Raw genomic sequence first — 17,735 nt, 5'->3', positions numbered from 1 at the left:
CACTCGGATTCTGAGAGGAGGAACACTCAATGGAACGCACTAACAACCGCAAAGTGTTAACTGGACGCGTCGTTTCTGACAAAATGGACAAAACGATCGTAGTTACAGTTGAAACAAAAGTAAAGCACAAGCTTTACGGCAAACGCGTAAACTACTCTAAAAAGTACAAAGCGCATGATGAAAACAACACAGCTAAAATCGGTGATGTTGTACGCATTCAAGAAACACGTCCATTATCTAAGGACAAACGTTTCCGTCTCGTAGAAGTCATTGAAGAAGCAGTAATCATCTAAACTCTAATTAGTTCGGGTGAATAAACATCCGGAGGGAGGTACAATCGTATGATTCAACAAGAATCTCGCTTAAAAGTAGCAGACAACTCAGGAGCTCGTGAAGTCTTGACGATCAAAGTCCTCGGTGGTTCTGGTCGTAAAACTGCTAACATCGGTGACGTTATTGTTTGTACAGTAAAACAAGCAACACCAGGTGGCGTTGTCAAAAAAGGTGAAGTTGTACGCGCAGTAGTCGTTCGTACTAAACGTGGCGTTCGTCGTAAAGACGGTTCGTACATCCGTTTTGACGAAAACGCAGCAGTCATCATCAAAGATGACAAAAGCCCACGTGGCACACGTATCTTCGGACCAGTCGCACGCGAACTTCGTGAAAAAGACTTCATGAAGATCGTCTCGTTGGCACCGGAAGTACTTTAATTCCAAAGAATTCCTACAAGGAGGTGCTCTAACGATGCATGTCAAAAAAGGTGATAAAGTTCAGGTTATGACTGGTAAAGACAAAGGCAAACAAGGCGTTGTCCTTACAGCTATGCCTAAAAAAGATCGCGTAATCGTCGAAGGCGTTAACATGATCAAAAAACACTCAAAACCTTCTCAACTCAACCCGCAAGGCGGAATTGTCGAGAAAGAAGCACCGATTCACGTATCGAACGTTATGCTCATCGACCCTAAGACAGGTAACCCAACACGCGTTGGTTTCACTGTGGTTGACGGCAAGAAAGTACGTATCGCTAAAAAATCGGGCGAAGCTTTAGATAAATAAGAAGATTTAAAGAAAGGAGGTCCACTTTCTGATGAACCGTTTAAAAGCTAAATACCAAGACGAAATCGTCAAAGTAATGATGGAGAAATTCAATTACAGTTCTGTAATGCAAGCGCCGAAAGTCGATAAAATCGTAATCAACATGGGTGTTGGTGACGCTGTTACGAACTCTAAGGCACTTGACATGGCAGTTGAAGAGCTTCAGCTCCTCACTGGTCAGAAACCACTCATCACGAAAGCTAAGAAATCAATCGCTGGTTTCAAACTTCGTGAAGGTATGCCAATCGGTGCGAAGGTTACACTTCGTGGCGAGCGCATGTACGAATTCCTCGACAAGTTGATCAACGTGTCACTTCCACGTGTACGTGACTTCCGTGGCGTATCGAAAAAATCTTTCGATGGCCGTGGTAACTACACGCTAGGCGTGAAGGAACAATTGATCTTCCCAGAGATCGACTACGATCGCGTATCGAAAGTCCGTGGTATGGACATCGTTATCGTAACTACTGCTAACACGGATGAAGAGTCACGTGAGCTTCTCACTGCACTCGGCATGCCATTCCAAAAATAAGGGAGGTCGACAACATGGCTAAGAAATCAATGATCGCACGTGAAGTAAAACGTCAAGCACTCGTTGAGCGCTACGCTGAAAAACGCGCAGAATTGAAAGCACAAGGCGACTACATCGGCTTGAGCAAACTCCCACGTAACTCTTCAGCGGTTCGTTTACACAACCGTTGTAGTATCACTGGCCGTCCACACGGTTACATTGGTAAATTCGGTATCAGCCGTATTAAGTTCCGTGATCTTGCTCATAAAGGTCAAATCCCTGGTGTTAAAAAAGCAAGCTGGTAATTCATTAAAGTTGTGAAAGGAGGTACATCGCATGGTTATGACAGATCCGATTGCAGATATGCTTACACGCATTCGTAATGCAAACATGGTTCGCCATGAGAAGTTGGAAATGCCAGCTTCTACAATCAAACGTGAAGTCGCTGAAATCCTCAAACGTGAAGGTTTCATCCGCGATGTTGAATATCTCGAGGACAGCAAACAAGGTACGCTCCGCGTATTCCTTAAATACGGCGCAAGCAACGAGCGCGTCATCACTGGACTCAAACGTATCTCGAAACCAGGTCTTCGCGTTTACGCGAAAGCTGATGAAATCCCGAAAGTACTCGGTGGTCTCGGAATCGCTATCGTTTCAACATCTAAAGGTGTAATGACTGATAAAGAAGCTCGCCAACAAAAAGTCGGCGGCGAAGTGATCGCATACATCTGGTAATACACGCATAAAAAGAACGGAGGTGTCTTAAATGTCACGTATTGGTAAAAAGCCAGTCGTCATCCCAGCAGGCGTTACAGTAACAGTTGAAAACAACACGGTTACGGTAAAAGGTCCTAAAGGGGAACTCTCACGCGAGTTCAGCCCAGCTATGGCGATCAACGTAGAAGGTAATGAATTGACTGTCACTCGTCCGAACGACGAGAAAGCAAGCCGTACGATCCACGGAACGACTCGTGCGCTTATCGCGAACATGGTCGAAGGTGTAAGCAACGGTTTCGCTAAGACACTCGATATCCAAGGTGTTGGTTACCGTGCACAAAAGCAAGGTAACAAAATCGTACTCAACCTCGGTTACTCACACCCAATCGAGTACACTCCGGAACAAGGCATCGAAGTCGAAGTTCCTACGAATACGCAACTCATCGTTCGCGGAATCAGCAAAGAACGTGTTGGTCACGTCGCTGCATTGATCCGTTCGTACCGTCAACCTGAGCCGTACAAAGGTAAAGGTATTCGTTACAGTGATGAAGTCGTTCGTCGTAAAGAAGGTAAAACAGGTAAGTAATTCGCGAATGCGAATTGACCGGAAAGGAGTGGCATAAATGATCTCAAAGGCAGATAAAAACGCTACGCGTAAAAAACGTCATGGTCGTGTCCGTCGTACAATCATCGGGACTGCAACACGTCCACGTATGAACGTATTCCGTTCGAACAAGAACATTTACGTACAAGTCATTGACGATGCAACACATGCAACACTCGCATCTGCATCATCACTCGACCTTGAAAAAGGCAACACGACTGACGCTGCGGCAGCAGTTGGTAAGCTCGCAGCTGAGCGCGCTCTTGAAAAAGGTATCGAAACAGTCGTTTTCGACCGTGGAGGATATCTCTATCATGGACGTATCAAAGCTGTAGCTGAAGCAGCTCGTGAAGCTGGTCTCAAATTCTAATAGAAAAGGAGGGAACCTCTACATGCGCCAGTTAGAAATTAACATGGATCAACTCGAAGAACGCGTTGTTACCGTAAACCGCGTCGCGAAAGTAGTAAAAGGTGGCCGTCGCTTCCGTTTTGCTGCCCTCGTCGTCGTTGGTGACAAGAATGGTCACGTAGGTTTCGGTACGGGTAAAGCTCAGGAAGTGCCTGAAGCGATCCGTAAAGCAATCGAAGATGCTAAGAAAAACATGGTTAACGTTCCAATCGTTAACACAACAATTCCACACGAAGTCAACGGTGTATTCGGTGCAGGTCACGTCTTCTTGAAGCCTGCTTCTGAAGGTACTGGAGTCATCGCTGGTGGTCCAGTTCGTGCGGTTCTCGAATTAGCGGGAATCAACGACATTCTTTCAAAATCACTTGGATCAAGCACTCCAATCAACATGGTTCGTGCGACTGTCGAAGGTCTCACATCACTCAAACGTGCTGAAGAAGTTGCGAAACTCCGCGGTAAAACCGTCGAAGAACTTCGCGGTTAAGAAAGGGAGGGAAAACAGATGGCGAAACTCGCAGTTACCCTCACACGCAGCATGATCGGTCGTCCGGAGAACCAACGCGTTACTACTCGTACGCTTGGTCTCCGTAAGATGCACCAGACTGTTGTCGTACCTGACAACGCTGCTATGCGTGGGATGATTAACCACGTGTCACACTTAGTGACAGTAAAAGAAATTCAAGAGTAATAGTTCGATATAATTTTATGAGGAGGTGCCCCACTATGAAACTCCATGAATTGAAACCAGCTGCTGGTTCACGTTCAGAACGCAACCGTGTAGGTCGCGGTATGTCTTCTGGTAACGGTAAGACTTCTGGCCGTGGTCACAAAGGTCAAAAAGCTCGTTCAGGCGGTGGTGTTCGTCCAGGTTTCGAAGGTGGACAAAACCCACTTTACCGTCGTTTACCAAAACGCGGCTTCAACAACCCAACTCGTAAAGAGTTCGCGGTCATTAACCTTGACACACTCAACCGTTTTGAAGAAGGAACTGAAGTCACTCCAGAACTTCTTGTCGAGACTCGTGCAGTCAAAGGCATGAAAGACGGCGTGAAAATTCTTTCTAACGGTAAGATCGAAAAGAAACTAACAGTCAAAGCTCATAAGTTCTCCGACGCTGCGAAGCAAGCAATCGAAGCTGCCGGCGGTACGGTTGAGGTGATCTAATGTTTCAAGCGATCTCCAATATGTGGCGCGTAGCTGACATTCGTCGGCGCATTCTCTTTACCTTGGCATTGGTTATCGTGTTCCGGATTGGAGCACATATCCCGGTGCCGATGGTAAACACGGAAGTGTTCAAGATTGACCAGAATGGTATTCTTGGTTTCTTGAACTCGTTCGGCGGGAATGCTTTGCAGAATTTCTCACTCTTTGCGATGGGAATCATGCCGTATATCACGGCCTCGATCGTTGTCCAACTCTTACAGATGGACGTTGTTCCAAAGTTTGCCGAATGGGCAAAACAAGGAGAGGCGGGCCGTAAGAAGTTAGCAACGGTAACGCGCTATGGAACGATCGTACTCGGCTTAGTCCAAGCGTTTGGAATCGCGCTTGGATTTAACCGTATCTACCCAGGTCTTGTCGACGAACAGTTCGGCACCTGGACATACGTTATGATTGCACTCGTATTGACAGCGGGAACAGCATTCTTGATGTTCATTGGTGAACTCATCACGGAGAAGGGCATTGGTAACGGGATATCAATGATCATCTTCGCTGGGATCGTCGCGGGCTTCCCGAATGCATTCCGCCAGATTTACGAAACGAAGCTCCAAAATGCAGGGGATGCTTTGTTTGTAAACGTGCTTTATATCGTACTCTTGCTTTTAATCATCATTGCGGTCATCGTCGGAGTCATCTATGTTCAGCAAGCTGCACGTAAGATTCCGATTCAGTACGCTAAGCGTACGGTGAACCGGACACCAGTTGGCGGTCAATCGGCACACTTGCCGATCAAATTGAACGCTGCCGGTGTTATTCCAGTCATCTTCGCGGTGTCGTTCATGGTGACGCCACCAACGATTGCGAGTTTCTTTGCAAGTCCGGAGACGGCAACGAAGATCCGTGACATTTTCGACTACACGAGTCCAATCGGTATGTCGATCTATGTGGCACTGATCATCGCGTTCTCGTACTTCTACACATTCGTTCAGGTTAACCCGGAACAAATGGCAGAGAACCTTCAAAAACAAGGCGGATACATTCCTGGTATTCGTCCTGGTAAGCAAACGGAGCAGTACATCACGAAGATTCTATACCGTCTGACATTCTTCGGTTCACTCTTCCTCGCTGTCATCGCGGTGACGCCGACATTCTTTATTAAGTTTGCTGGCTTACCGAACTCGGTGCAGATTGGTGGAACGAGCTTGTTGATCGTCATCGGTGTAGGACTAGAGACGATGAAACAGATTGAAAGTCAATTGGTTAAACGACACTACAAAGGCTTTATCCGATAAGGCGGGAGGAAGGGGACCATCCCTTTCCTTTCTGTTGTGTCTATAGAGCTATAGAAGTGGAGGCTACCGACATGAATCTAGTATTGATGGGTTTGCCGGGTGCTGGTAAAGGAACGCAGGCTGCGAAAATCATCGAAGACTATGCGATCCCCCACATCTCGACAGGCGACATGTTCCGCGCGGCGATCAAAGATTCAACGCCACTCGGACAAGAAGCGAAATCATACATGGATAAAGGGGAACTCGTTCCGGACGAAGTCACAATCGGCATCGTACGTGAGCGTCTCGCCAAAGAAGACTGTGCAAATGGTTTTCTCCTTGACGGTTTCCCACGCACAGTGAAACAAGCAGATGCTCTTGAAGCATTACTTGAAGATCTGGGCAAACAAATTGATCACGTCATCCACATCGGTGTAGACCCGGAGAAACTTGTCCCTCGTTTGACAGGTCGCCGGATTTGCCCAACTTGCGGAGCAACGTATCATGTTCTCTACAACCCACCAAAAGTGGAGGGGATCTGTGATATCGACGGATCAGCACTTGTACAACGTGAAGATGACCAAGAGGAGACAGTACGTCGTCGCTTGGAAGTCAACGTCGCTCAAGCGCAACCTTTGATTGACTTTTACGCAGAAAAAGGGTATCTTCGTAATTTGGACGGTGATCGTCCAATCAACGATGTATATTCCGATGTTCAGGCACTCCTTGGTGATCAGTAATGATCATCACGAAAGCGCCGCGTGAAATCGACATCATGCGTAAAGCAGGACAAATCGTCGCCCGGACGCATAAGGAGCTTCAAGCTCACATTCGCCCAGGTATCACGACGGGGCAACTCGACGCGATCGCTGAACGCTATATTCGAAGTCAAGGGGCAACACCATCGTTTAAAGGGTATAATGGTTTCACGGGTAGCATCTGTGCTTCCGTGAACGAAGAGCTTGTCCATGGTATTCCGGGAGATCGTGTACTTCAGGACGGTGACATCATCTCGATTGACATCGGAGCAGAGTACAATGGGTATCACGGAGATTCAGCCTGGACATATCCGGTAGGTACAATCTCTGAAGAGACGAAGCGGTTACTTGACGTAACTGAAGAATCTCTGTATAAAGGATTGGAGCGCGCCAAAGCTGGCGTGCACCTGACAGATATTTCGCATGCGATTCAGTCACATGTTGAAGCTGCGAATTTTTCTGTAGTCCGCGAATATGTGGGCCACGGCGTGGGACAAAATTTGCATGAAGATCCGCAAATTCCACATTATGGACCACCGGGGAAAGGGCCGCGCCTGAAAACCGGCATGACACTGGCAATTGAGCCAATGGTCAACGTCGGGAAACGCTATGTTCGCACACTATCCGACAATTGGACGGTAGTGACGGTGGACGGTAGCATGTGCGCCCACTTTGAGCACACCATCGCCATCACAGACGACGGCTACGAGATCTTAACGGTCGATGCAGAGTGAGCTGTGCGCGTTATTGGTGTCACCTTTCTATAAGCCAGTATCCACTCGTGTTTGTGACCGATGATCTCTCAATGGCTCTTGTAGAAAGCCCCTAGCGCTACAAATCGTCTGGGCTCCCAATCAACTTTATAGAGAAAGGGGTATAATTGATGGCGAAACAAGATGTAATCGAAGTGGAAGGTACGGTTATCGAGCCGCTTCCAAACGCGATGTTTAAGGTGGAGTTAGAAAACGGCCACACGGTCCTCGCGCACGTCTCAGGAAAAATTCGGATGCACTTCATTCGGATCTTGCCAGGAGATAAAGTAACGGTTGAGTTGTCACCATACGACTTGACTCGCGGACGGATCACATACCGTTTCAAATAAAAACTCCGATTTTTTCAGGAGGAGGTATTCACAATGAAAGTAAGACCTTCGGTTAAACCGATCTGTGAAAAATGTAAAGTTATCCGCCGTAAAGGCAAAGTAATGGTTATTTGCGAAAACCCTAAGCATAAACAAAAACAAGGGTAATTAAACAAGGAGGTGCACACATGGCACGTATTGCTGGTGTAGATATTCCACGTGAGAAACGCATCGTCATCTCACTCACTTACATCTATGGTGTTGGTAAAACGACTGCTCAAAAAGTCTTGAAAGAAACTGGTATCTCTGAAGATACTCGTACTCGCGACTTGACTGAGGAACAATTGAACCAACTTCGTGATGGTTTAGACAAAATCAAAGTTGAGGGTGACCTTCGTCGTGAAATCTCACTCAACATCAAACGTTTGATCGAAATCGGTTGCTACCGTGGTGTTCGTCACCGTCGTGGTCTTCCAGTTCGTGGTCAAAACACTAAAAACAACTCGCGTACTCGTAAAGGCCCACGCCGTACAGTAGCGAACAAGAAGAAGTAAGGGAGGGTAAACTAAGATGGCAAAACGCAAACAGAACGTTCGTAGTAAACGTAAAGTCAAAAAGAATATTGAATCTGGTATCGTGCATATCCGTTCAACATTCAACAACACGATCGTTACGATCACTGATATGCAAGGGAATGCAATCTCTTGGGCAACTGCAGGTAACATGGGCTTCAAAGGCTCACGTAAATCGACTCCTTTCGCTGCACAAATGGCATCTGAAACAGCTGCTAAAACAGCAATGGATAACGGTATGCGTACTGTAGAAGTTAACGTTAAAGGTCCTGGTGCAGGTCGTGAAGCAGCTATCCGTGCTCTTCAAGCAATCGGTCTAGAAGTCACTGCAATCCGTGACGTTACTCCAGTACCACACAACGGTTGCCGCCCTCCAAAACGTCGTCGCGTGTAACCCGTCTTGTACTGCAGAGCGGGGATTCGAGTAGACTTTTGTTGATCGTTTGACCAAGCAAGGCAGTAGAAACGTACACAAGGCGGTTGGCGATTGAACGCGATGGCCAACATGACGATATTCAAGGAGGGGTTCAGATGATCGAAATCGAAAAACCGAAGATTGAAACGATCGAGTTAAGCGAGAACGCTACGTTTGGTAAATTCGTAGTTGAGCCGCTTGAGCGTGGATTCGGTACAACGCTTGGTAACTCATTGCGTCGTATCCTATTGTCTTCACTTCCGGGTGCTGCAGTCACTGCAGTCCAAATCGATGGCGTTCTTCATGAGTTCTCGACGATTGATGGCGTTGTAGAAGACGTTACCCAAATCATCTTGAACCTTAAGAAACTCGCCCTCAAAGTGTACTCGGAAGAAGAGAAAACGCTTGAGATCGATATTCAAGGCGCTGGTGTTGTCACTGCTGCGAACATTACGCATGACAGCGACGTCGAAATCCTCAACCCAGAACTTCACATCGCAACGCTTGCAGAAGGTGCATCACTTCATATGCGTCTTACAGCACGCCGTGGTCGTGGGTATGTTCAGGCTGAAGATAACAAACGGGACGATATGCCAATCGGTGTAATCCCAATCGACTCGATTTACACGCCAATTCAACGTGTAAATTATCAAGTTGAAAAAACACGTGTCGGTCAAGATGCGAGCTTCGATAAGTTGACGCTAGATGTTTGGACGGACGGTTCAATCCGCCCTGAAGAAGCAGTGTCACTCGGTGCGAAAATCATGACAGAACACTTAAATATCTTTGTTGGTCTTACAGACGAAGCGCTCCATGCTGAAATCATGGTCGAAAAGGAAGAAGATCAAAAAGAAAAAGTACTCGAAATGACGATCGAAGAACTCGATCTCTCAGTTCGTTCGTACAACTGTTTGAAACGCGCTGGTATCAACACGGTTCAAGAACTCGCGAACAAGAGCGAAGACGAGATGATGAAAGTCCGTAACCTCGGACGTAAATCACTCGAGGAAGTTCAAGCGAAACTCGACGAACTCGGACTAGGCTTGCGCAAAGAAGACTAATACTATTAATTGCACGAAGGAGGGAATCCATCCATGGCATACTCGAAATTAGGCCGTACAAGCTCACAACGTAAGGCACTTTTGCGTGACCTTGCGACTGATCTCATCATCAATGAGCGTATCCAAACTACAGAACAAAAAGCGAAGGAACTTCGTCCAGTCGTAGAGAAACTCATCACTTTAGGTAAACGCGGTGATCTCCACGCTCGTCGTCAAGTTGCATCGTTCGTTCGCCGTGAAGCTGCTGGTCAAAACGCAGAGGGCAAAGCACAAGACGCGATCCAAAAATTATTCGCTGATGTGGCTCCACGTTTTGCTGAGCGTCAAGGTGGTTACACACGCATCATGAAAATGGGACCACGTCGTGGTGACGGCGCAGAAATGGTCATCATCGAACTCGTTTAATCCTCATTAAATGATTCGCCATAAAAGGGCAGTGCGTATCCCGCTTCTGCCCTTTTGCTACAAAATGAAAGTATTGATTTGATGAAGGAGGAGAGATCATGGACAAGCTGATTGAACTGGAACAGGTCACCTATCGGTATCCGGAACAGGAGCAAGCAGCCTTACACGAGGTCTCTCTGACGATTCGTTCAGGTGAATGGGTCGCCATCGTTGGTCACAACGGCTCTGGAAAATCAACGCTGACGAAATTGTTTAATGGATTGTTGTTACCGGAGACAGGGACCGTTACGGTTGCTGAGCGCTTTTCAAGTGCGAATCCGGAGCAACTGTGGGAGATGCGCCGAGCAATCGGCATCGTCTTCCAAAATCCAGATAATCAATTCGTTGGCACGACCGTGCGCGACGACGTGGCATTTGCTCTAGAAAACTGGGGTGTGCCACGCGAGGAAATGGTTCGTCGTATCGACGACAGTCTAGCGCGCGTTGGCCTTACGGATTTTGTTGATCGGGAACCCCATCAACTATCCGGCGGACAGAAGCAGCGTGTCGCAATCGCTTCGGCGCTTGCGATGCGCCCTGATGTTCTCGTGCTCGATGAAGCTACATCGATGCTTGATCCATTAGCACGACAAGAGGTCATGTCGACCGTTCAGGAACTCCATGCGACTCACCCAATGGCGGTCATCGCGATTACACACGAATTAGACGAAGTATTACGGGCTAGTCGTGTCATCGTCATGGATGCCGGGAAAATCGTATTAGAAGGATCCCCTCAGGAAGTCTTTCGTCATGCATCGTTCTTAGAAGACATCGGACTCGATGTTCCATTCGTTGTTCGGGTACAAGAACGTTTACGGGCGCAAGGTCTCTCACTCGAGGAGACGATACTAGATGAAAGAGAATTGGTGAACCGTTTATGCCAATCTTAATCCAGGAATTAAATTATACGTATCAACTCAATAGTCCGTTCGAACGAGTCGCGCTACGTGATGTGAATCTTGAGATTCCGTCAGGGGCGCTTGTTGCGTTTGTAGGGCATACCGGATCCGGGAAATCGACGCTCGTGCAGCACATCAATGGGTTGCTCAAGCCGACAGCGGGGAAGGTACAAGTCGATGACATCATCGTCGAACCGAAGAAAAAACAGGACCTCAAGCCATTAAGACGTCGCGTCGGGCTTGTTTTTCAATATCCGGAATATCAATTGTTCGAAGAGACGGTCTTAAAGGATGTCATGTTCGGTCCGATGAACTTCGGTCATGATGCCGCGATGGCTGAGCAATTAGCGAAAGAGGCATTACGGACTGTCGGACTCGATGAAGTCTTTTGGAGTCGTTCGCCGTTTGACCTGTCTGGTGGGCAAATGAGGCGTGTTGCAATTGCCGGCGTACTCGCTAGTCAACCAGACGTGTTGATCGTCGATGAGCCGACGGCAGGACTCGATCCGCAAGGGCGCAAGCATATGCTGAGTCTGTTTGCCCGGCTCCATGCAGAGACCGGTATGACGTTGCTCCTGATCACGCACGACATGGATCAGGTGCTTGAGTATGCTGAGCGTGTGATCGTCATGGAAGACGCCCAGGTGGCGTTTGACGGGCTACCGCTTGATCTGTTTAAAGAAGAGACATTGCTCGAGCAATTCCACCTCGATCTCCCGCACGTCCTATCGCTTGCTTGGCAAGTCGCTGATCGGCGTGGATTGCAACGACCGGAGATCCGGACGGAGACCGAATTGATCGAGTGGTTGATGACGAAAGGGGTGAGCGAATGATCGTCGGACAACATATTCCCGGTCAGTCGTACTTGCATCGGTCGTCGGCACTTGCGAAGATCATCTTTGCTTTCTGCTTCATTCCGCTCGTCTTTCTCGCAAACAATGCAGCAACGAACATCTTTTTACTTGTCTTTACGTTCTTAGCACTCATGAGTAGTCGGTTACCACTTCGGTATGTTCTAAAAGGACTGCGACCGATTCTTTTCCTGATCGTCTTTACGTTCGTCATCCAGCTGTTCTTCACGCGCGAAGGGTCTGTCCTCTTTGAGTTCGGCTGGCTTCGGATCTACGAAGAAGGACTGCGACTCGCGATCATCGTCTCATTACGTTTCTTCTATCTTGTCTCGATCACGACACTCGTCACGCTGACGACCTCACCGATCGAATTGACAGATGCGATTGAGTTGTTATTAAAGCCGTTCAAGGTCGTCCGTGTTCCAACGCATGAGATCGCGCTCATGTTATCGATCTCACTTCGGTTCTTACCAACCTTAGCGGAGGAGACGGAGAAAATCATGAAGGCACAGCAAGCACGTGGTGTTGATTTATCGGCAGGACCGATCAAGGAACGTTTACGGGCGATCATTCCGTTATTGATTCCGTTGTTCATCTCCGCCTTTAAGCGGGCAGAGGATCTTGCGACAGCAATGGAAGCGCGGGGATACCGTGGAGGAGAGGGAAGGACACGCTTACGGGAGTCCAAGTGGACGATGCGGGATACAGGTCTGATGATCCTACTCGTCCTCCTAACGATCAGTTTAGTAGGATTGCGAGGGATCGGGTAATGCGTCGTTTAAAATGTACGATTCAATATGACGGAACCGGCTACGCCGGGTATCAGGTGCAACCAAACGGATTGACGATTCAAGAAGTAATTGAAACGACGCTTGCGCGGATGCACAAACATCCCGTCAAGATCATCGGGTCGGGACGGACGGATGCGAGGGTGCATGCCTACGGACAAGTCATTCATTTTGATACGGAACTAGCGATTCCCCCGGAGAACGTCGTCAAGGCACTGAATACGCTCTTACCAGCGGATATTCGTGTCCGGAGCTGTGAGGAGGTCGAACCGACCTTTGAAGCGCGTTACGATGTCGTAGGGAAGGAATACCGCTATTTCGTCCGCCGCGAAGAAAATGCGTTTCGTCGGAATCTATCGGTTCATATTCCGTATCCGCTCGATCTCGAGCGCATCCGTCAAGGGATGGCACATCTCGTCGGCACGCACGATTTCAGTTCGTTCTGTGTCGCGAAGACGGAAACGGATAACCGGGTCCGGACGATTTACGAGGCAGAGTTGATGACAGTCGGTGACGAACTCGTCTTTCGGTTCCAGGGCAGTGGGTTTCTTTATAATCAAATCCGGATTATGGTCGGGACGTTACTTGACGTCGGACGCGGTCGTTTTGCACCAGAGGACATTAAAAAAATGTTGCTGGCAAAGGACCGGAACGTCGCAGGCGTGACAGCGCCTCCCCATGGACTCTATCTATGGGAAGTTTTCTATCCGGAGTGAAAAAAGGCAATTGACATTGGCTATTAAAAAACATACAATGTTTATTGGCATTTCATTTATTATGAAACCACAATCTTAGCCCCGTACACCTAAGATTATGATAGATTCACCTAGTGAATAAATGAAAAATCAAAAACAGAACTTTTAATTCCTTAGGAGGTATTTTACATGCGCACAACTTTCATGGCGAAAGCTACTGATGTAGAACGCAAATGGCTCCTTATCGACGCTGAAGGTAAAACACTCGGTCGCCTTGCGAGCGAAGTTTCATCACTTCTCCGTGGTAAGCACAAGCCTACGTTCACACCACACGTTGACTGTGGGGATAACGTTATCCTCATCAACGTTGAGAAAATCGTTTTAACTGGTAACAAACTCGACAAAAAAGTCTACTACCGTCACTCTGGTCATCCAGGCGGCTTAAAGCAGACTGTTGCACGCGATATGCTTGCTAACAAACCTGAGCGCATGCTTGAACTCGCGATCAAAGGGATGCTTCCAAAAGGTAGCCTCGGTCGTCAAATGTTCAACAAACTCCACGTCTACGCTGGAGCTGCACACAAGCACGAAGCACAACAACCAGAAGTTTACGAACTTCGCGGTTAATACGAATTTAGGAGGAACTACACGATGGCAGATGTACGTTACTACGGCACTGGTCGCCGGAAACACGCGGCAGCGCGCGTTTTCCTCGTTGCTGGAGACGGTAAAGTCACAGTTAACGGTCGCGATATCAGCGAATACTTCGGTTATGAGACATTGATCATGACTGCAAAAGAACCACTCGTAATCACAGAAACAGAAGGCAAGTACGATGTAATCGTAACGGTCAAAGGCGGCGGCTTCACTGGTCAAGCAGGCGCTATCCGTCACGGTATCTCACGTGCTCTTCTTCAAGCGGATCCAGAATTCCGCGGCGCACTCAAAGCGAAAGGCTTCTTGACTCGTGATGCTCGTATGAAAGAGCGTAAAAAATACGGTCTTAAAGCAGCTCGTCGTGCACCACAATTCTCGAAACGTTAATTCTTTTCGAATCCCTCTCACCCTTGTGGTGGGAGGTTTTTTTGTGCACTAAAAAATCGCTCTCCTGAGAAGTGTCAGAACAGCGATTCAAGTCAAGTCGATTTAGTGGAGCGTAATCGGTGCAACACCGTCAGAAGAAGATAGAAGATGACGATCGTCAGCGGGATGCTCCAAACAAAGAGAGATTGTATGAATTGGGTAGGTGTATGTGCCGTCGTTTGACCGACATGTCCTGTAAAAGAGGTTTCTTCACTTAAGACGGTTGCATTGTCCGGTAACTCCGTCTTGGTAGCGACAGTCGGTTGCAGCGTCAGATACAGGACGAAGCTAAGATGTAAAAGACAGGTGACGCTAAGTGTCCAAATGATGCGTTTTTTCATAGGATGCTCCTTTTGATATGAGTTAAAATCATTCTACATTCCATAAGTATAGCGGATTTTGTTTTCGGGAACAGGAGACAAAGGGGTGAGCGTAGATGGCATTATCGATCAGCTGGTTACTCGAGCGAGCGAATCGGAAGTTGAATGCTTCGGGACTGTCACGAGAAGTCGCTAAACGAACGCAAGAGGTCATTCGGGAGATGCATGCACAAGGGATTTATGTAGGCGTCGCACAAGGGTACCGATCGATCGCAGAACAGAATCGGTTGTACGCACAGGGACGGACACTACCGGGACCAATCGTAACGAATGCACGCGGGGGACAATCGAATCATAACCGTGGAATTGCCGTCGACCTCTTTCAATATTCCCAAGACGGTACACAAGCGCTATTTCGAAATGACCAAAGCTTTCAAAAGATTGTTGCTGCGATGAAACGACGTGGCTTTTCTTGGGGTGGGGACTGGACGAGCTTTAAGGATTATCCACACTTTGAATTACTAGGAGTGTCTGAAGAAACGCCGAATCGCTCTCGTGCGATCGTTCCGTATCCAGGTCGTCCGTTGTATCAAGGGGCAACCAATATGAATCCACGGGATATCGAACGAATTCAGCGTGCAGTCAAAGCAACCGTGACTCGGCGCTTTGATGCAGAGACGGCTCAGAAGGTGCGTGCCTATCAAACACGTCAAGGACTTGACGTTGATGGTGTCGTGGGTCCTCGTACATGGAACCGAATGTTCTAAAACGAGCGAATGATCGAGTAAAATGATGAAAACTGACACTGGACATGGAAAAGTCATCCTTTCCGGTGTCGAAATGTGCAAGCGCTCTCTTATTTTTGTTATACTAACAGGGATTAAATCGAACGTTTTCAGGGGGAAGGCACTATGTTGAATGAACAAGAAATTCGCGAGGTAGTCGGAACGCTCGTCGATCCGACGATTGACCGCCCGCTTGCAGATACGAACGGCATTCGTGACGTCCGGATTAAAGGTGATTATGTCAGTCTGAAAATCGCTTTAGCACAATCCGGTTCTGGGGAGCAACTCGTGCTCCAACAGCAAATCGTCAAGGAACTGAAAGAAAAAGGATTCAAGACGGTGGGACTCCGTTTTGAGGCACTCGGTGATCACGGGATTCAAGCAGCTACGACACCATCAATTCTCAAACCAGAATCTGGTACGACGTTCATCGCGATTGCTTCTGGTAAAGGGGGCGTCGGGAAATCGACGGTTTCCGTTAACTTAGCAGTCGCCCTCGCACGAGCAGGGAAGAAGGTCGGTTTGATTGATGCCGATATCTACGGCTTTAGTGTTCCAGACATGATGGGAATCGAAACACGTCCGACTGTCGTGAACGACCGAATCGTTCCACCAGAACGCTTTGGCGTCAAGGTCATCTCAATGGGCTTCTTCGTCGAAGATAATGCACCAGTCATCTGGCGGGGACCAATGCTCGGGAAGATGCTCAACAACTTCTTCGCAGACGTCGAATGGGGCGATCTCGATTACTTGTTGCTTGATCTTCCACCGGGAACAGGGGATGTCGCACTCGATATTCATTCGATGCTCCCGAGCTGTCAGGAAGTCATCGTCACGACACCTCACGCAACAGCCGCTTTCGTTGCAGCACGAGCAGGAGCAATGGCAATCAAAACGAACCATCGTCTCCTCGGAATCGTCGAGAACATGGCGTACTTTGAAAGTAAAGTGACAGGCGAAAAAGAATATGTCTTCGGTAGTGGTGGCGGAGAGAGGTTGTCAGAAGCGTTAAAAACCGATATTCTAGCTAAGATTCCACTTGGACAACCATATGCGAATGATGCGGACTTCGCCCCATCGATCTATCGCGATGAACATCCATTTGAGACGTACTATAATGAACTCGCCACGCGTGTCATCGAAAAAGTAGAGGGATAAGAATGAAGATTAAAGGATTTTTGAAGCTGTTTTGGATGACGCTCCTAATCGGAACGCTCGCCGGCTTCGTGTTTAACTTGGTAGCAGAACCTGGATATATCCGAAATCAATCGATTAGCGGATATGTGACGGCTCTCTCCTACAGTAGTACGTGGACAGCCATCAGTTTGATGGGATTCTTCTCGTACTTGATCTTACATCGCGTCGGACTCGATTTATTCCGCGGTGCAAAGCTTTGGAACCGTGTCCAGGTCGTCTTGATCGCATTTGCACTATTTGATGGTGTCTACCTGCGCGGATTAGCATACGGCTTTGATAAGACGAGTCTTTATATTGGTGAGATGGTCGTCTTGCTTGTAATAGCGTTCTTAGTCGCGCGGACGAAAGCACGGGAAACGAACTTCACAGCGTTCATTCCGACTTTGTTCCTCATGACAGTCATCACGTTGATCGAATGGGTACCTGCTTTGCAGGCAACACAAGATAAGCGGATGTTATGGGCGGCGCTTGCGACACTTTTAATCTGTAATGCGTATCAGATTCTAATGCTGCATCGCTTGCAAGAAAAGCCAGCTTCTCAAGGACAATCGCAAAAACAGGCGTAACGAAAAAGACCCGCGAACGGGTAGTATTTTACCGGTTCAAGCGGGTCTATCTTTTTTCTAAAGTTTTTTTAGAAAAACAGTTGACGAAAAAAACAAGAGTTGATATATTAATACATGTCGCTGAGGCACACGCCAAACGCGAGCGTCACAGACGAAAAAAACTTCAAAAAAGTAATTGACATCACTTATTACTTTACTGTAAGATTTAAAAGTCGTCAAATGACATATTGGACTTTGAAAACTGAACGATGAGGCAAAAATCGTATTCTACGGAATACAAAAACGAATGAAGCGCAAGCTTCGTCAATCGTGACTTCGGTCACACAACGAGCAAGTCAAACACTTCATGGAGAGTTTGATCCTGGCTCAGGACGAACGCTGGCGGCGTGCCTAATACATGCAAGTCGAGCGCAGGAAACTGACGGAACTCTTCGGAGGGAAGGCAGTGGAAT

Annotated in this window: 30 protein-coding genes and 1 rRNA gene; 30 read left to right on the top strand and 1 reads right to left on the bottom strand. The window is 47.8% G+C overall.

Going from position 1 to position 17,735, the window contains the following annotated elements:
- The first annotated feature begins 29 nt into the window (after window positions 1–29).
- From rpsQ to rpsI, 26 genes are all read left to right on the top strand, one after another.
- Window positions 30–293, top strand: a complete 264-nt coding sequence (gene rpsQ, locus AYO36_RS15870; protein WP_023466634.1) for a 30S ribosomal protein S17 — start codon at window positions 30–32, stop codon at window positions 291–293.
- 48 nt (window positions 294–341) lie between these two features.
- Complete coding sequence (gene rplN, locus AYO36_RS15865) at window positions 342–710, top strand: 50S ribosomal protein L14 (protein ID WP_012369019.1); 369 nt, start codon at window positions 342–344, stop codon at window positions 708–710.
- 34 nt (window positions 711–744) lie between these two features.
- Window positions 745–1,056, top strand: coding sequence for a 50S ribosomal protein L24 (rplX, locus tag AYO36_RS15860; RefSeq protein ID WP_012369020.1), 312 nt, complete (start codon window positions 745–747; stop codon window positions 1,054–1,056).
- Between the two features lie 31 nt (window positions 1,057–1,087).
- The gene (gene rplE, locus AYO36_RS15855) at window positions 1,088–1,627 is read left to right on the top strand and encodes a 50S ribosomal protein L5 (protein ID WP_023466635.1); all 540 of its coding nucleotides are present in this window, start codon (window positions 1,088–1,090) and stop codon (window positions 1,625–1,627) included.
- Between the two features lie 14 nt (window positions 1,628–1,641).
- Window positions 1,642–1,911: a 30S ribosomal protein S14 gene (gene rpsN, locus AYO36_RS15850; RefSeq protein ID WP_023466636.1), complete on the top strand. Its 270-nt coding sequence runs from the start codon at window positions 1,642–1,644 to the stop codon at window positions 1,909–1,911.
- A 31-nt stretch (window positions 1,912–1,942) separates the two neighbouring features.
- On the top strand, window positions 1,943–2,341 hold the full coding sequence (rpsH, locus tag AYO36_RS15845) for a 30S ribosomal protein S8 (protein WP_012369023.1): 399 nt from the start codon (window positions 1,943–1,945) through the stop codon (window positions 2,339–2,341).
- A 31-nt stretch (window positions 2,342–2,372) separates the two neighbouring features.
- Window positions 2,373–2,909, top strand: a complete 537-nt coding sequence (rplF, locus tag AYO36_RS15840; RefSeq protein ID WP_023466637.1) for a 50S ribosomal protein L6 — start codon at window positions 2,373–2,375, stop codon at window positions 2,907–2,909.
- A gap of 37 nt (window positions 2,910–2,946) precedes the next feature.
- Entirely contained in the window at window positions 2,947–3,297 is a 351-nt protein-coding gene (gene rplR / locus AYO36_RS15835; RefSeq protein WP_023466638.1) for a 50S ribosomal protein L18, read from the top strand.
- Between the two features lie 22 nt (window positions 3,298–3,319).
- Complete coding sequence (gene rpsE / locus AYO36_RS15830; protein WP_023466639.1) at window positions 3,320–3,820, top strand: 30S ribosomal protein S5; 501 nt, start codon at window positions 3,320–3,322, stop codon at window positions 3,818–3,820.
- An 18-nt stretch (window positions 3,821–3,838) separates the two neighbouring features.
- Entirely contained in the window at window positions 3,839–4,024 is a 186-nt protein-coding gene (gene rpmD / locus AYO36_RS15825) for a 50S ribosomal protein L30 (protein ID WP_023466640.1), read from the top strand.
- A 35-nt stretch (window positions 4,025–4,059) separates the two neighbouring features.
- A complete protein-coding gene (gene rplO / locus AYO36_RS15820) occupies window positions 4,060–4,500 on the top strand; it encodes a 50S ribosomal protein L15 (RefSeq protein WP_035399353.1) in 441 nt (146 codons plus the stop codon).
- Window positions 4,500–5,789: a preprotein translocase subunit SecY gene (secY, locus tag AYO36_RS15815; protein ID WP_023466642.1), complete on the top strand. Its 1,290-nt coding sequence runs from the start codon at window positions 4,500–4,502 to the stop codon at window positions 5,787–5,789. The genes rplO and secY overlap by 1 nt, the downstream gene beginning before the upstream one ends.
- 71 nt (window positions 5,790–5,860) lie before the next feature.
- Complete coding sequence (locus AYO36_RS15810) at window positions 5,861–6,508, top strand: adenylate kinase (RefSeq protein ID WP_023466643.1); 648 nt, start codon at window positions 5,861–5,863, stop codon at window positions 6,506–6,508.
- Entirely contained in the window at window positions 6,508–7,260 is a 753-nt protein-coding gene (map, locus tag AYO36_RS15805; RefSeq protein WP_023466644.1) for a type I methionyl aminopeptidase, read from the top strand. Before AYO36_RS15810 ends, map begins: the two co-directional genes overlap by 1 nt.
- A 149-nt stretch (window positions 7,261–7,409) precedes the next feature.
- Window positions 7,410–7,628, top strand: a complete 219-nt coding sequence (infA, locus tag AYO36_RS15800) for a translation initiation factor IF-1 (RefSeq protein ID WP_012369032.1) — start codon at window positions 7,410–7,412, stop codon at window positions 7,626–7,628.
- Window positions 7,629–7,661: 33 nt separating this feature from the next.
- Window positions 7,662–7,775, top strand: a complete 114-nt coding sequence (rpmJ, locus tag AYO36_RS15795; protein ID WP_003156543.1) for a 50S ribosomal protein L36 — start codon at window positions 7,662–7,664, stop codon at window positions 7,773–7,775.
- Between the two features lie 20 nt (window positions 7,776–7,795).
- Entirely contained in the window at window positions 7,796–8,161 is a 366-nt protein-coding gene (gene rpsM, locus AYO36_RS15790; RefSeq protein WP_023466646.1) for a 30S ribosomal protein S13, read from the top strand.
- A gap of 16 nt (window positions 8,162–8,177) precedes the next feature.
- A complete protein-coding gene (rpsK, locus tag AYO36_RS15785) occupies window positions 8,178–8,573 on the top strand; it encodes a 30S ribosomal protein S11 (RefSeq protein ID WP_023466647.1) in 396 nt (131 codons plus the stop codon).
- Window positions 8,574–8,710: 137 nt separating this feature from the next.
- On the top strand, window positions 8,711–9,655 hold the full coding sequence (locus AYO36_RS15780) for a DNA-directed RNA polymerase subunit alpha (protein ID WP_023466648.1): 945 nt from the start codon (window positions 8,711–8,713) through the stop codon (window positions 9,653–9,655).
- Between the two features lie 33 nt (window positions 9,656–9,688).
- Window positions 9,689–10,060, top strand: coding sequence for a 50S ribosomal protein L17 (rplQ, locus tag AYO36_RS15775; protein WP_023466649.1), 372 nt, complete (start codon window positions 9,689–9,691; stop codon window positions 10,058–10,060).
- Window positions 10,061–10,158: 98 nt separating this feature from the next.
- Window positions 10,159–10,989 (top strand): energy-coupling factor ABC transporter ATP-binding protein, encoded by an 831-nt coding sequence (locus AYO36_RS15770; protein WP_029343095.1) that lies wholly within the window; start codon window positions 10,159–10,161, stop codon window positions 10,987–10,989.
- Window positions 10,977–11,831, top strand: a complete 855-nt coding sequence (locus tag AYO36_RS15765; RefSeq protein ID WP_064300981.1) for an energy-coupling factor transporter ATPase — start codon at window positions 10,977–10,979, stop codon at window positions 11,829–11,831. Before AYO36_RS15770 ends, AYO36_RS15765 begins: the two co-directional genes overlap by 13 nt.
- The gene (locus AYO36_RS15760) at window positions 11,828–12,619 is read left to right on the top strand and encodes an energy-coupling factor transporter transmembrane component T family protein (RefSeq protein WP_064300980.1); all 792 of its coding nucleotides are present in this window, start codon (window positions 11,828–11,830) and stop codon (window positions 12,617–12,619) included. Before AYO36_RS15765 ends, AYO36_RS15760 begins: the two co-directional genes overlap by 4 nt.
- Window positions 12,619–13,353, top strand: coding sequence for a tRNA pseudouridine(38-40) synthase TruA (truA, locus tag AYO36_RS15755; protein WP_035399345.1), 735 nt, complete (start codon window positions 12,619–12,621; stop codon window positions 13,351–13,353). The genes AYO36_RS15760 and truA overlap by 1 nt, the downstream gene beginning before the upstream one ends.
- 168 nt (window positions 13,354–13,521) lie before the next feature.
- On the top strand, window positions 13,522–13,959 hold the full coding sequence (gene rplM / locus AYO36_RS15750; protein ID WP_023466654.1) for a 50S ribosomal protein L13: 438 nt from the start codon (window positions 13,522–13,524) through the stop codon (window positions 13,957–13,959).
- A gap of 24 nt (window positions 13,960–13,983) precedes the next feature.
- Window positions 13,984–14,376, top strand: a complete 393-nt coding sequence (rpsI, locus tag AYO36_RS15745; RefSeq protein WP_023466655.1) for a 30S ribosomal protein S9 — start codon at window positions 13,984–13,986, stop codon at window positions 14,374–14,376.
- A 92-nt stretch (window positions 14,377–14,468) separates the two neighbouring features.
- Here the strand turns inward: rpsI and AYO36_RS15740 are convergent, their stop codons facing one another.
- Entirely contained in the window at window positions 14,469–14,756 is a 288-nt protein-coding gene (locus AYO36_RS15740) for a hypothetical protein (RefSeq protein WP_064300979.1), read from the bottom strand.
- A gap of 95 nt (window positions 14,757–14,851) precedes the next feature.
- Between AYO36_RS15740 and AYO36_RS15735 the strand changes: the two genes are divergently transcribed.
- The 4 genes from AYO36_RS15735 to AYO36_RS15720 form a co-directional block, all read left to right on the top strand.
- Window positions 14,852–15,502 (top strand): M15 family metallopeptidase, encoded by a 651-nt coding sequence (locus AYO36_RS15735; RefSeq protein WP_064300978.1) that lies wholly within the window; start codon window positions 14,852–14,854, stop codon window positions 15,500–15,502.
- A gap of 144 nt (window positions 15,503–15,646) precedes the next feature.
- Window positions 15,647–16,678, top strand: coding sequence for an Mrp/NBP35 family ATP-binding protein (locus AYO36_RS15730; RefSeq protein ID WP_023466657.1), 1,032 nt, complete (start codon window positions 15,647–15,649; stop codon window positions 16,676–16,678).
- A gap of 2 nt (window positions 16,679–16,680) precedes the next feature.
- The gene (locus tag AYO36_RS15725; RefSeq protein ID WP_064300977.1) at window positions 16,681–17,283 is read left to right on the top strand and encodes a KinB-signaling pathway activation protein; all 603 of its coding nucleotides are present in this window, start codon (window positions 16,681–16,683) and stop codon (window positions 17,281–17,283) included.
- Window positions 17,284–17,626: 343 nt separating this feature from the next.
- Window positions 17,627–17,735 (top strand): 16S ribosomal RNA (locus AYO36_RS15720); the annotation flags it as partial.

The organism is Exiguobacterium sp. KKBO11, assembly GCF_001644945.1.
GTDB classification, from domain to species: Bacteria; Bacillota; Bacilli; order Exiguobacteriales; family Exiguobacteriaceae; genus Exiguobacterium_A; species Exiguobacterium_A abrahamii.
Note: the sequence above shows the minus strand (reverse complement) of the source record. Positions and strands in the feature narration are given on the sequence as shown.

Bases quoted from the DNA above. Each gene is read 5' to 3' on its own strand.
- rpsI (WP_023466655.1), top strand. From the start codon at position 13,984: ATGGCAGATGTACGTTACTACGGCACTGGTCGCCGGAAACACGCGGCA.
- map (WP_023466644.1), top strand. From the start codon at position 6,508: ATGATCATCACGAAAGCGCCGCGTGAAATCGACATCATGCGTAAAGCA.
- rplM (WP_023466654.1), top strand. From the start codon at position 13,522: ATGCGCACAACTTTCATGGCGAAAGCTACTGATGTAGAACGCAAATGG.
- truA (WP_035399345.1), top strand. From the start codon at position 12,619: ATGCGTCGTTTAAAATGTACGATTCAATATGACGGAACCGGCTACGCC.
- AYO36_RS15725 (WP_064300977.1), top strand. From the start codon at position 16,681: ATGAAGATTAAAGGATTTTTGAAGCTGTTTTGGATGACGCTCCTAATC.
- rpsE (WP_023466639.1), top strand. From the start codon at position 3,320: ATGCGCCAGTTAGAAATTAACATGGATCAACTCGAAGAACGCGTTGTT.
- rplE (WP_023466635.1), top strand. From the start codon at position 1,088: ATGAACCGTTTAAAAGCTAAATACCAAGACGAAATCGTCAAAGTAATG.
- rplO (WP_035399353.1), top strand. From the start codon at position 4,060: ATGAAACTCCATGAATTGAAACCAGCTGCTGGTTCACGTTCAGAACGC.
- AYO36_RS15810 (WP_023466643.1), top strand. From the start codon at position 5,861: ATGAATCTAGTATTGATGGGTTTGCCGGGTGCTGGTAAAGGAACGCAG.
- rpsH (WP_012369023.1), top strand. From the start codon at position 1,943: ATGGTTATGACAGATCCGATTGCAGATATGCTTACACGCATTCGTAAT.
- rpmJ (WP_003156543.1), top strand. From the start codon at position 7,662: ATGAAAGTAAGACCTTCGGTTAAACCGATCTGTGAAAAATGTAAAGTT.
- rpsQ (WP_023466634.1), top strand. From the start codon at position 30: ATGGAACGCACTAACAACCGCAAAGTGTTAACTGGACGCGTCGTTTCT.
- AYO36_RS15730 (WP_023466657.1), top strand. From the start codon at position 15,647: ATGTTGAATGAACAAGAAATTCGCGAGGTAGTCGGAACGCTCGTCGAT.
- AYO36_RS15770 (WP_029343095.1), top strand. From the start codon at position 10,159: ATGGACAAGCTGATTGAACTGGAACAGGTCACCTATCGGTATCCGGAA.
- secY (WP_023466642.1), top strand. From the start codon at position 4,500: ATGTTTCAAGCGATCTCCAATATGTGGCGCGTAGCTGACATTCGTCGG.
- rpsK (WP_023466647.1), top strand. From the start codon at position 8,178: ATGGCAAAACGCAAACAGAACGTTCGTAGTAAACGTAAAGTCAAAAAG.
- rplR (WP_023466638.1), top strand. From the start codon at position 2,947: ATGATCTCAAAGGCAGATAAAAACGCTACGCGTAAAAAACGTCATGGT.
- rplF (WP_023466637.1), top strand. From the start codon at position 2,373: ATGTCACGTATTGGTAAAAAGCCAGTCGTCATCCCAGCAGGCGTTACA.
- rpmD (WP_023466640.1), top strand. From the start codon at position 3,839: ATGGCGAAACTCGCAGTTACCCTCACACGCAGCATGATCGGTCGTCCG.
- AYO36_RS15765 (WP_064300981.1), top strand. From the start codon at position 10,977: ATGCCAATCTTAATCCAGGAATTAAATTATACGTATCAACTCAATAGT.
- rplX (WP_012369020.1), top strand. From the start codon at position 745: ATGCATGTCAAAAAAGGTGATAAAGTTCAGGTTATGACTGGTAAAGAC.
- AYO36_RS15735 (WP_064300978.1), top strand. From the start codon at position 14,852: ATGGCATTATCGATCAGCTGGTTACTCGAGCGAGCGAATCGGAAGTTG.
- rpsN (WP_023466636.1), top strand. From the start codon at position 1,642: ATGGCTAAGAAATCAATGATCGCACGTGAAGTAAAACGTCAAGCACTC.
- rplQ (WP_023466649.1), top strand. From the start codon at position 9,689: ATGGCATACTCGAAATTAGGCCGTACAAGCTCACAACGTAAGGCACTT.
- rplN (WP_012369019.1), top strand. From the start codon at position 342: ATGATTCAACAAGAATCTCGCTTAAAAGTAGCAGACAACTCAGGAGCT.
- AYO36_RS15760 (WP_064300980.1), top strand. From the start codon at position 11,828: ATGATCGTCGGACAACATATTCCCGGTCAGTCGTACTTGCATCGGTCG.
- AYO36_RS15740 (WP_064300979.1), bottom strand. From the start codon at position 14,756: ATGAAAAAACGCATCATTTGGACACTTAGCGTCACCTGTCTTTTACAT.
- rpsM (WP_023466646.1), top strand. From the start codon at position 7,796: ATGGCACGTATTGCTGGTGTAGATATTCCACGTGAGAAACGCATCGTC.
- AYO36_RS15780 (WP_023466648.1), top strand. From the start codon at position 8,711: ATGATCGAAATCGAAAAACCGAAGATTGAAACGATCGAGTTAAGCGAG.
- infA (WP_012369032.1), top strand. From the start codon at position 7,410: ATGGCGAAACAAGATGTAATCGAAGTGGAAGGTACGGTTATCGAGCCG.